The sequence below is a fragment of the Actinokineospora baliensis genome, from assembly GCF_016907695.1.
Classification (GTDB): Bacteria; Actinomycetota; Actinomycetes; order Mycobacteriales; family Pseudonocardiaceae; genus Actinokineospora; species Actinokineospora baliensis.
Map to the genome: position 1 here is coordinate 3,454,503 of NZ_JAFBCK010000001.1, position 12,390 is coordinate 3,466,892.

1 protein-coding gene (cut by a window edge) is annotated in these 12,390 nt (G+C 69.2%); it reads left to right on the forward strand.

What is annotated here, in order from left to right:
* Positions 1–10 precede the first annotated feature (10 nt).
* Positions 11–12,390: the 5' portion of a non-ribosomal peptide synthetase gene (locus JOD54_RS16570; RefSeq protein ID WP_204451393.1), read on the forward strand. Its footprint extends 6,445 nt past the window's final position; 12,380 of the gene's 18,825 nt are visible here — the first part of the coding sequence; the start codon lies at positions 11–13; the stop codon falls past the right edge of the window.

Consider the following 12,390-nt stretch of genomic DNA (forward strand, 5'->3'; position numbering starts at 1 on the left):
GTGTGCGGGGATGTCTGTCCGAGTGGGTCTGTCGCCCGCGCAACAGGCGCTGTGGTTCGCTCAGCGGCTCGACGCCACCGGCGCCGGGTACAGCGTTGCCGAGGCGGTAGAGCTCCGCGGACCGCTTGACGTACCGGCGTTCCTGCGCGCTCTTACCGCCGTCGCGGGTGAGGTGGGCGTGCTCGGCACGGTGTTCGTCGTGGACGGTGCCGAGGTCAGCCAGCTCCCCAGTGCTGTCGCGGTCCCGACGGATCTGGTGGACCTCAGCAGCGCGGCCGATCCGGAGGTGGCCGCTCGACGCTGGATGGACGAGGACCTCGCGCGGCCGGTCGACCTGGTCGCCGGTCCGGTGGCCGCGCAGGCTCTGATCGTGCTGGGACCCGAGCACCACCTGTGGTACCTGCGCGCGCACCACATCGTTCTCGATGGGTACGGGTTCTCGTTGGTCGGCCGTCGCGTCGCCGAGGTCTACCGGGCTCTTACCGTAAGCGGGGAGGTTGGGCCCAACCCGTTTGCCCCGGTCGCGGACTACGTGGCGGAGCAGGAGAAGTACCGCGCTTCCGACAAGTTCGACGTGGACCGCCAGTGGTGGGCTGAGCGGGTCGCCGACCTGCCCGAGGTCGTGTCGCCGTCGAGCGTGACCGAATCGGTCGTGGGGTTCCGGCGGCACCGGGGCAGCGTCGCGCTGCGGTTGGACCCCTTGCACGGCCCCGCGCTCGTGGCGGCGACTGTCGGCCTCTTGGTGCATCGCGCCACCGGGGCAGACGAGGTAGTGCTGGGCCTGCCGATGATGGGTCGCCTCGGGTCGGTCTCGGCGCGCATCCCCACGACGACGGTCAACGTGCTGCCGCTGCGGATCGCGGTGTCGCCAGGCATGGCGGTCGGTGACCTGCTCGCCGCCGTGCGGGCGGAGATGCGGGCTGTGAGCCCGCACCAGACCTACCGCGGTGAGGACGTGCGCCGGGACGCGCACCTGCTCGCCGCTGGGCGCCGGTTGGTCGGGCCGTGGGTGAACCTGAAGCCGTACCGGGCGGAGTTGGACTTCGGTGCCACTGGGTCGACCGTGCACTACCTGGCGGCCGGACCCGTGGCAGACCTGTCGTTCACGGTCTACAGCGCGCAGGGGTCGCTGGAGGTCGAGGTCGACGGCAACCCCGCCCGGTACACCGACGCGGACCTCGCGGCCTACCTCGACGCTTTCGCGACCGTGCTGCGCGGTCTTGTCGAAGCCGAGGCGAACCTGCCGACGGGTCGGTTGGGTCTCGTGGCCGAACCGGATCCTGCGGTTGGTCCCGCTCTTACCCGCCCATCGGCCAGCCTGGCTGAACTCGTTGTGGCGCAGGCGGTGCGCACGCCAGACCGCGTTGCGGTGCGTGATGGGTCGCGGTCGGTGACCTATAGCGAGTTGGTGGATCGCGTAGGCGGCATCGCGGCCGCACTGCGAGAGCGTGGGGCTGGCCCGGAGACGGTGGTGGCGGTAGCGCTGCCTCGGACCGTTGACCTTGTCGCGACACTGTTGGCCGTCGCTTCCACTGGTGCCGCCTATCTACCGCTGGACCTGTCGTTTCCGGCTGACCGCGTGCAGTACATGCTCGAGGATGCCTCGCCTGTGCTCGTTGTCGGCGCCAATGGCCTGCAGCTCGACTCGATCGGAACAGGCCCACTCAGCCCTGCAGCGGTGAGTTCCGACCAGGCCGCGTATGTGCTCTATACGTCAGGATCTACAGGGCGCCCCAAGGGCGTAGTCGTTCCGTCCGGTGCTTTAGTCAACTTCCTGCTGGACATGGTTGACCGGGTCGCCCTTGGCGCGGACGACGTGATGGTCGCGGTGACGACCGTCGGATTCGACATCTCCGCGCTGGAGCTGTTCGTCCCGCTGCTCTCGGGTGCCACCGTGCGACTGGTCGACGGCGACACTGCTCGCGATCCCGCACTCCTGTCCGCTGTTCTCGCCGATGGCGCCACCGTCATGCAGGCGACCCCGTCGCTGTGGCAGGCGCTCGTGTCCGCGCGTCCCCAGGCGATCCAGGGACTACGGGTCCTGGTCGGCGGCGAGGGACTACCAGCGGACCTCGCACGGGAGCTCATCCGTTCTCGCGGCGTCACGAACCTCTATGGGCCGACCGAAACCACGATCTGGTCGACCGCGCACAACCTGGCCGGTGTTGACACCGCCATCGGCGCACCCATCGCGAACACAACCGTCTATGTGCTCGATGGCGCTCTTAGGCCCGTGCCGCCCGGAGTACCCGGTGAGCTCTACATCGCTGGAGAGGGTCTTGCGCGTGGGTACCACGCCCGCCCAGGGCTGAGCGCGGAGCGCTTCACCGCTGACCCGTTCGGTGCGCCTGGTAGTCGCATGTACCGCACTGGCGACCTCGCTCGTCGCGGCCACGACGGGCTCTTGCACGTCCTCGGCCGTGTCGACCACCAGGTGAAGGTGCGCGGGTTCCGCATCGAGCTCGGCGAGATTGAGACTGTCCTCGCCCGGCACCCCTCTGTGGAGCGTGCCGTCGTAGTGGCGCACGGAGCGAGCCTGGCGGAACAGCGCTTGGTTGCCTACGTCGTCCCGTCGGTACCTGACGACCTGACCGAGTGGGCACGGGCAGCCCTACCGGACTACATGGTCCCCTCGGCGCTAGTAGGCCTCGACGAGATCCCCTTGACGCCTAACGGCAAGGTCGACCGTCGCGCGTTGCCCGCGCCGGATGTCGTAGGCGGCGGTCGCGCACCGCGGAACCCGCGCGAACGCGCGTTGTGCGAACTAGTGGGCGAGGTCCTCGGGGTTCGTGGCGTTGGCATAGACGACGATTTCTTCGCTCTAGGCGGTACCTCGCTGCTCGCGACCCGCTTGAGCGTCCGGGCGCGCGTCGAGTTGGGCGTGGAGTTGTCCATCCGGTCGGTGTTCGACGCACCGACTGTGGCCGGGCTGGTCGACCGCCTCACAGCGGCAGCCGCTGTGACGGGACCGCGGGCTGGGGAGCGGCCGGAACGAGTGCCGCTGTCGTTCGCGCAGCGGCGGTTGTGGTTCGTCCACGAGCTGGACGGGCCCGACCCGACCTACCACATCCCCCTGCTGCTGAAGTTCGACCAGCAGGTCGACTCCGGTGCCCTGCGCGCGGCGGTCGCTGATGTCGCGCAGCGGCACGAGGTTCTGCGCACCGTGGTCGCGACAGACGCCGACGGGATCGCCTACCAGGTCATCGGGCACGCATGGCCCACCGTCGTCGAGGGTGGTTCCGTTGACGAGGCCGCGCGAGCGCCCTTCGACCTGCGCGAGGACGCACCGCTTCGCGTGCACGTCTTCGGCGATGCCGTTCTGCTCGTCTTGCACCACATCGCCGGTGACGAGTGGTCTCTTGGTCCGCTGGTAGCCGACCTAGAGGCGGCCTACGGCGCCAGAGTCGCCGGATCGACACCGTCGCTTCAACCGCTCGCTGTGCAGTACGCGGACTTCACGGTGTGGCAGCGGGGACTCGCGGAGGACGGCCTGGAGTTCTGGGCCGACGCCCTGCGCGGCGCACCGGATGAGGTCGGCCTGAGGCCCGACCACCCGCGCCCCGCGCGAGCCTCGCACCGCGGTGGCACCGTTCCGCTGGAGATCCCCGCCGACCTGCACGCGGCCGTCCGAGCGCTGGCTCTGCGTTCCGGCACGAGCGTGTTCATGGTCCTGCACGCCGCTCTGGCGGCCGTGTTGGCGCGTTCCGGGGCGGGAACCGACATCGTGATCGGAACCCCCACCGCGGGCCGTGTGGACCCGGTTCTGGACCCGCTGATCGGGTTCTTCGTGAACACCGTGCCGCTGCGCACCGACGTGTCCGGCGATCCCAGCTTCACCGCGCTGCTCTCCCGCGTCCGCGCAGCGGACCTGGCCGCGTTCGACCACCAGAACACGCCCTTCGAGCGGCTCGTGGAGACCGTGGCGCCGCGCCGGTCCGCCGGTAGGCACCCGGTGTTCCAGGTGTTGTTCGCCTACCACCCCGAACTGCCGTCCCCGTCCGCTGAACTCGTGCACACCGGTACGGCGAAGTTCGACCTGACCGTGGACGTGTCCGAGAGCCCCGACGGCGTGACCGGTTTCGTCGAGTTCGCCGAAGACCTCTACCGGCCTCAGACAATCCAGGCGTTCGCGGCGCGCCTAGTGGCGTTCCTGCGTGCCGTAGTGGCGACACCTGACGTCACCGTGGACTCGGTGGACCTGCTCTCCGCCACCGAACGCGCGGCAGTGACCTCCTTGTGGCAGGGCGCCAGCGTGCCAGTAGCGGGAGAGTCGATCCCGGCTCTGTTCGCCGCCCAAGTGCGCGCCAACCCGTCCGGCACTGCCGTGATCGTTGATGGCGGCTCAAGCCTCTCCTATGCGGAACTCGACGCTCACGTCTCCGCGCTCGCGGCCGAACTGCGGTCCCGCGGTGTCGGGGCAGGCTCTGTGGTCGGCGTGCTCCTGGAGCGATCCGCGGCTCTTATCGTGGCTCTGCTCGCTGTCCAACGCGCTGGCGGCGCCTACCTGCCACTGGACCCCGACTACCCGCTCGAGCGCCTGGCATTCATGCTCGCCGACGCCGCCCCGACGGTGGTCCTCTCGTACCCCGGTGCACCCACCCTGGTCGAAGACCCGCTCATCCTCGACGGCACCTACCCGTGGAAACCGTCCACGGCGCCGGAGCCCAGTGGTGACCGCGCGGCCTACGTCATCTACACGTCCGGGTCGACCGGCCGCCCCAAGGGGACGGTGGTCCCGCAGTCGGGCATCGTGAACCGGCTCGCGTGGATGCAGGCCGAGTACGGCCTCACGCCGGGGGAGCGGGTGCTGCAGAAGACGCCCGCCAGCTTCGACGTGTCGGTGTGGGAGTTCTTCTGGCCACTGGTCACCGGAGCCACCCTGGTCTTCGCCAAGCCCGGAGGACATCGGGACCCCGCTTACTTGGCCGAGGTGATCGGACGGCACGACATCAGCACGGTGCACTTTGTGCCGTCGATGCTGCGCGCGTTCGTGGCTGACCCCGCCGCCAAGCGGGCCACCGCGCTGCGCAGGGTGCTGTGCTCGGGTGAAGCCCTCCCCGAAGACCTTAGAGACGAGTTCCGCTCGGTGAGCGCCGCGGAGCTCCACAACCTCTATGGGCCTACTGAGGCATCGGTCGATGTCACCGCGACCCAGGTCGCGGACACTGGCACCGTCTCCATTGGACGGCCGGTGTGGAACACGCAGACCTACGTCCTGGACCGCAACCTCCGTCCGGTCCCCCCACGCGTCCCAGGTGAGCTGTACCTGGCGGGTGTACAGCTCGCCTGGGGCTACCTCAACCGCCCCGGTCTGACCGCGGAACGGTTCGTCGCCAACCCGTTCGCACCTGGGCGGCTCTACCGCACCGGTGACCTCGCGCAGTGGAACGACGGCCTCTTGGAGTACCTGGGTCGCGTAGACGACCAGGTCAAGCTGCGTGGTATCCGCATCGAGCTGGGAGAGGTCGAAGCGGCCATGATGGCTGTCGACGGCGTCACCCACGCTGTCGCGGCCGTCCGGCAAGACAGGCTCCTCGGCTATGTGGTCCCCGCCGATGCCAGCACCCGCGTCAAGGACGAACTCGCTAGGACGTTGCCCGCGCACTTAGTGCCGTCGGTCGTCGTCGGTATCGACAGCGTCCCGCTCAGCCCTAGCGGTAAGACGGACCGCAAGGCCCTGCCGGAGCCGCAGGCGTCTGCGGACGTCACGCGCGCGCCAGCCAACGCGGTCGAGGAGTTCCTCTGTGCCGCTTACGCCGACCTGCTCGGGTTGGATGTGGTTGGCGTTGACGACGACTTCTTCGCTCTAGGCGGTCACTCCCTACTGGCAACCCGGTTGGTCAACCGCATCCGCACTGGCCTAAGCGCCGAGCTGTCGGTAAGAGATATTTTCGAAGCCTCTACCGTCGCTGGCCTCGCTGCCCGCACAGACATCACCGCGACCCGTCGCCCGGTTCCCGGGGAGCTGGTTCGCCCCGACCTGCCGCCGTTGTCTGCTGCCCAGCAGCGGCTCTGGTTCGCATTCCGCGTTGAGGGGCCGTCCCCGACCTACAACATCCCGTTCACCGCACGCCTTACCGGCGCCGTGGACACGCACGCCCTCCAGGCTGCGCTGAACGACCTGGCCTATAGGCACGAAGCGCTGCGCACGATCCTCACCGACACCCACCAGGTCATCACCGAGCGCCAGCCCGTTCTCGAGGTGGTCTCCACGACAGAGGCCGAGCTGCCCTCGCTGCTCACGCCCGCGGCCGAGTACGCCTTCGACCTCGCCGCGGACATCCCGGTTCGCGCCTGGCTGTTCACCACGGAGACCGCGTCCGTCCTGCTCGTCCTGGTGCACCACGTCGCTGCCGACGAGTGGTCGGAGGCCACCCTCTGGGCGGAGCTGGGCACTGCCTACGCGGCGCGCAAGGCAGGGCAGGCGCCGGAGTTCGCGCCGCTGCCAGTCCAGTACGCCGACTACGCGATCTGGCAGCGCGCCCTGCTCGACACCGTCGCCGACACCCAGCTCGCCTACTGGCGACGCGCGCTCGATGGCCTGCCCGACGAGATCCCCCTGCCCACCGACCGCTCTAGGTCCGCGTCCAGCGACCACCGAGGCGCGAGGGTGCGGGCGGAGGTCGGTGCCGATACGCACAGAGCGCTCACGGAGCTCGCTGCCGACCAGGGCGCATCGCTGTTCATGGTCGGCCACGCCGTCGTCGCGGCCCTGCTCACCGGGCTCGGCGCGGGGACCGACATCCCGCTCGGCGCGCCCGTCGCGGGCCGGGTGGACGAGCGGCTCGACGGGCTCATCGGGTTCCTGGTCAACACCGTCGTCCTGCGCCTGAACACCGCGGGCGACCCGGCGTTCACGGATCTCATCGCCCGCGCCCGCACCGCCGACCTGGCCGCGTACGCCCACCAGGACGTGCCGTTCGACCGCGTCGTTGACCACGTGGCGCCGGTCCGGCAGTTGGGCCGCAACCCGCTGTTCCAGACCATGCTCGTGCACCGCGCCGCCCCGACCGCCCGCCCTGGCCTGCCCGACCACGGCGGCGACGTCGAACCGGTCGAGCTGACCACCGCCAAGGTCGACCTCACGATCACCCTCGCCGAGCGGGCCGAGGGCGGCATCGACATCTCCGTCGACTACGCCACCGCCCTTTTCGACCACGACACCGCCGCTGACCTGGCTTGGCGGCTCACCACGCTGCTCGAAGCGGTCGCGGCTGACCCGACCGCGCGGGTGTCCACCGTCGACATCCGCACCGCCGCCGAGCGCGGCTGGTTGGCGCCCCGTCCGCTCCCCGCGGGCGCGCGCACCCTGCCGGAGCTGTTGGCCGCCCAGGTCGCGGCCCGGCCCGATGACGTCGCGCTCGTGGCCGACGAGACGCTGACGTTCGCTCAGCTGGGGTCCCGAGTTCGCAAGCTCGCGCACCACCTGAACCGCCTCGGGGTCCGCAGCGAAGACGTAGTCGCCGTCGCCCTGCCCAGGACCGCGAACTTGGTCGTGGCACTGCTCGCCGTGATCGAGGCTGGCGCCGCGTACCTGCCACTAGACCCGGATTACCCCCGCGCGCGGCTCGACCACGTTCTTGGCGACGCTCGCCCGGTTCTCCTCATCACCGACAGTCTTACTGCCGACGTGCGGACTCTGCACCCGGATGACCCGGCGATCGCGGGCAACCCTGACACCCCGCTCAACCGCCTGCCGCACCCAGACAGCGCGGCCTACGTGATCTACACGTCTGGCTCCACCGGTCTGCCTAAGGGCGTCACGGTCGCGCACCGCCAGATCGCCTCTCTATTCAGCGCCAACCAGGCCGATGTCTTCCAGCCGGTTGCTGGCGGTGGCCGCCTTAGGGTCGCGCATGGGTTCTCCTTCGCGTTCGACGCCTCTTGGCAGCAGTTGCTGTGGCTGCTCGATGGTCACGAACTGCACTTGCTGACTCGTGACGAGTACGCCGACCCGGCCTCTTACCTCGCCGCCGTCACTGAGCGCCAGATCGACTTCGTCGAGGCCACCCCGAGCACCATCGCCATGCTTGTCGACCGCGGCCTGCTCGAGACCAGCGTCAAGGCAGTCGCCATGGGCGGCGAAGCCGTGCCTAACGCGCTGTGGGAGCGCCTCGCTGCGGGAACCGCTGCGTTCGACTTCTACGGCCCCACTGAAGCCACAGTCATGGTCACCATGGCCGCCATCGAGGGCGACACACCCAACATCGGTGGACCGGTAGCGGGCTCCACCGCCTACGTCCTCGACGAGTGGCTTAGGCCCACGCCTGCTGGCGTCGTCGGTGAGCTTTACGTTGGGGGAGCGCAGGTCGCGCGGGGCTACTTGAACCGGCCAGCGCTGACCGCAGAGAAGTTCGTGGCCAACCCCTTCGGCGAAGGTAGGCTCTACCGGACTGGTGACCTGGTGCGCCGGGGGCGGGACGGCTCGCTGCGGTTCGCGGGTCGGTCTGACGATCAGGTCAAGATCCGTGGCTTCCGCGTTGAGCTCGGCGAGGTCGAGGCCGCCTTGACCGCGCTGCCCAGTGTGAGCGCCGCTGTGGTCGTTCTCCGCGACCGACGTCTGGTCGGCTATGTGACGCCCGAGTCTGTCGACGTTGGGTCCGTCCGCGCGGCTCTTAGGGACATCCTGCCCGAGCAGGCTGTACCCGGTGCGGTTGTAGCTCTGGCGCAGTTGCCTCTTACCGCCAACGGCAAGGTCGACCGCGCAGCGTTGCCAGAACCCGACTTCACCGCAGTGGTGTCGTCCAAGCGCCCGGAGACCGCTGCAGAGCGGGCATTGGCCGAGGTCTTCGCGACCGTGTTGGGTCTGCCGTCGGTTGGGCTCGATGACGACTTCTTCGCCATCGGCGGCGACAGCATCATGTCCATCCAGCTGGTCACGGCCGCCCGGGCTGCTGGCATCGGCATCGCCCCCCGCGATGTGTTCGAACTCCGCACCGTCCAAGTCCTTGCCGCACATGGCTCCACCATCGCGGCCGGGCTCGTTGGCTCGCCCACCGGTGAACTCCCCCTCACACCCGTCATGCGTGACCTGGTCAAGCGTGGTGGCCCCAACCGTCGCTTCGCACAAACCACAGTGCTGGTCACACCAGAGGGTCTTAGCGAGGACACGCTTAAGCTCGCCATCAGTCGTGTCTTGGCGACTCACAGCATCCTGGGCGCCCGCCTTACCGACACAGGCTTGACCATTGGCGACGCTCCTCGGCTCAACGACGTGCTGCGCGTAGGGCCGTGGGACGCCTCTGAGGCGATTGACGCGCTCGACCCACGCGAAGGTTCTATGGTCGCCTTCCGCTGGGATGGCGTCGGCAGGCTTCTTATCGCTGCCCACCACCTCGTGGTCGACGGCGTCTCTTGGCGCGTACTCGCGGGTGATCTCGCCGCCGCGTGCGAGGGTGAGCTGCCCGCCGAGTCGACAGCGTTCCGCCTATGGGCCCACGACCTCATGACCCGCCCGCGCTCCGACGGCGATTTCTGGCACGCGCTGCTCGCCGAGCACACGCGGCCATGGGGGACAGCGCCCCTTGACCCCACCCGCGACACCGCGGGCGCGACCCGCACAGAACGGGTCGAACTGGACCCGGACACCACAGCGACGCTGCTGACTACGCTGCCCCGCCGGTTCGGTGCGGGCGTCCGAGAGGCGATTCTCGCCGGGCTCGCCACCGTCGCGGGAGGCCCGGCGCGCGTCGACATCGAAGGGCACGGCCGCGAGGAACAGGCCGTTCCCGGCGCCGACCTGACCCGGTCCGTCGGCTGGTTCACCTCCCTGCACCCCTTGGTCGTCAACGGCGGCCTCAAGCAGGTCAAGGAACAAGCCCGTGCCGTGCCCGACAACGGCATCGGCTATGGCCTCATCGGTGGCCCTGCCTCGGAAATCCTGGTCAACTACCTCGGCCGCTTCACCGTGGACGGCCGGCCCTGGACGCCTGCCCCCGACGCCAACGCGCTCGGCGGGGGCATCGAGCCGCTGATGCCGGTTAGCCACGCCATCGCTCTTAACGCAGCCGTGGAGGACCGCGCGGGTGGCGCTGTCCTGGTCGCGGAGTGGACCTACGCACTCGACGCCTGCGCAGCCATCGACGTCGCTGCCATCGCGTCTGCTTGGGCCGAGGCTCTTACGGCTCTTGCCATAGAGGCGCGATCCTCCGACACCGTCGAACACACCCCTTCCGACTTCCCGCTGGTGGCGCTTCCACAGTCCGACGTGGATGCTCTTGTCGCTACCTACCCGACCCTGAGCGACATCTGGCCTCTTAGCCCGCTCCAGACCGGGCTGCTCTACCTGGCCGAGATGAACGATGTCTACACCGTCCAGCTAGTGCTCGACCTCGAAGGCGACATCGATCCCGTTCGCCTGCGGGCAGCTGTTGGCACACTGCTCCACCGGCACCCCAACTTGCGCACCTCCTTCCTGACAACGGAATCAGGAACCCCAGTCCAGGTGGTCACGCCTCTAGGCGACATCCCGTTCCAGACCGCCGATGACCTCGACGCGTTCCTAGAGGCCGACCGAGCGCGGGGGTTCACCATCGCCGCCGGGCCGCTTGTGCGGTTCACCCTGGTCGGTTCCAAGCTCGTCGTGACCAACCACCACCTGGTGCTTGATGGCTGGTCGGGCCCGCTGCTGGTGCGTGACCTCATCGGCCTCTACTCCGGCACGGACCTACCCGAGGTCGGTGACTACCGCCGCTACCTCGCTTCGCTGGTCGAACGCGACACCACGCCGTGGCGTACCGCGCTCGAAGGCACGACCGAGCCCACCATCCTCGCGCCCGGCGCCGAGGTCTCCGGCGCACCGCGTGAGGTGGTCGTGCCGGTGCGCGGTGACCTCGCCGAGATCGCCCGCACGCACCGGGTCACGGTCAACACCGTCGTCCAGGTCGCCTGGGGCCTCACCCTGGCCCGGCTGCTCAGCCGCGACGACATCGTCTTCGGTGCCACCGTGTCTGGTCGCTCCAGCGCGGTCGAGGGAATCTCGGACATGGTCGGGCTGTTCATCAACACCGTCCCCGTGCGGATCCGCCTCGACCCGGCGGAGTCGCCCGCGGCCCTGCTCGCCCGGGTCCAGGACGAGCAGGCCACCCTCATCGACCACCACGACGTGGGGCTCGCCGAGATCCAGCGCCTGGCAGGCATCGGCGAGCTGTTCGACACCCTTCTGGTGGTCGAGAGCTACCCCATCGCCGAGCAGTCCGCACAGGCGGAGCTCCGGGTTACCGGCGCTGTCGGGCACGACGCCACGCACTACCCCGTCGCCGTAGTGGCCCACCCTGGCCAAGACCTGCGGTTGCGTTACCACGGTGAAATCGGTGATCTAGCCGAACGCTTCGCCATCGCCTTGGACAACCTTGCCACCGCCGAGCGCGTTGGCCAGATCGACCTTCTTAGCGCCACCGAACGCCACACCGTCCTCGACACGTTCAACGACACCGCCGAACTCGAGGTGACCCGCACTCTTACCGCCATGGTCACCGACCAGATGGCGGCGGTGCCCGACGCGATCGCCGTCGTCGACGGATCACGCAGGCTCACCTATAGCGAGCTGGACACGCTCACGGCGTCTCTGGCCGCCAGGCTGCAGGCTGAAGGGGTAGGCCCGGAGACCACCGTTGGCATCGCTTTGCCGCGTTCAGCGGAGATGGTCGTCGCGCTCGTGGCCGTGCTGCGCGCGGGTGGTGCGTTCGTCCCGGTCGACCCGACCTGGCCCGCGGACCGCCGTGACCGGGTCGTGGCCGACTCCCGAGCGGTGCTCGCGATCACGGGAGCTGACGGCGTGCCGCTGCCGGTCCCCACGGTCGTCGCCGACCTCGACGCGTGGCCGCACCCGGCGGCGACCCCGAACCCGGTCGCGGTCGACGGTCTCGGTCTCGCCTACGTGATCTTCACGTCCGGGTCGACCGGCGTGCCCAAGGGCGCGATGATCCGGCACGAAGCCATCAGCGCCCGCCTGCACTGGCAGAAGGGCCTGCTCGGCTTCGGCACCGACGACGCCACCCTCTTCAAGGCGCCGCTGGCCTTCGACATCTCCATCAACGAGATCTTCTTGCCGCTGGTGCACGGCGGCCGGGTCGTCGTCGCTGCCGCGGGTGGCGAGCGGGACCCCGACTACCTGCTCGACGTGATCGACAGCGAAGGCGTCACCTTCGTCTACCTGCCGTCGTCGATGCTGGACGCGTTGCTGACAGCGGCAACAGAACCAGGCTCTCTCTCCGGGCTCCGGCACGTGTGGTGTGGCGGCGAGGTTCTTACGCCGGATCTGTTCGACCGGTTCCGCCGCAGGCTCACCACGACGATGTACCACGGCTACGGCCCGGCAGAGGCCACGATCGGCGTATCGCACGTCGTCTACCGCGACGCCGCAGAGCGCATCGCCACGTCCATCGGCAA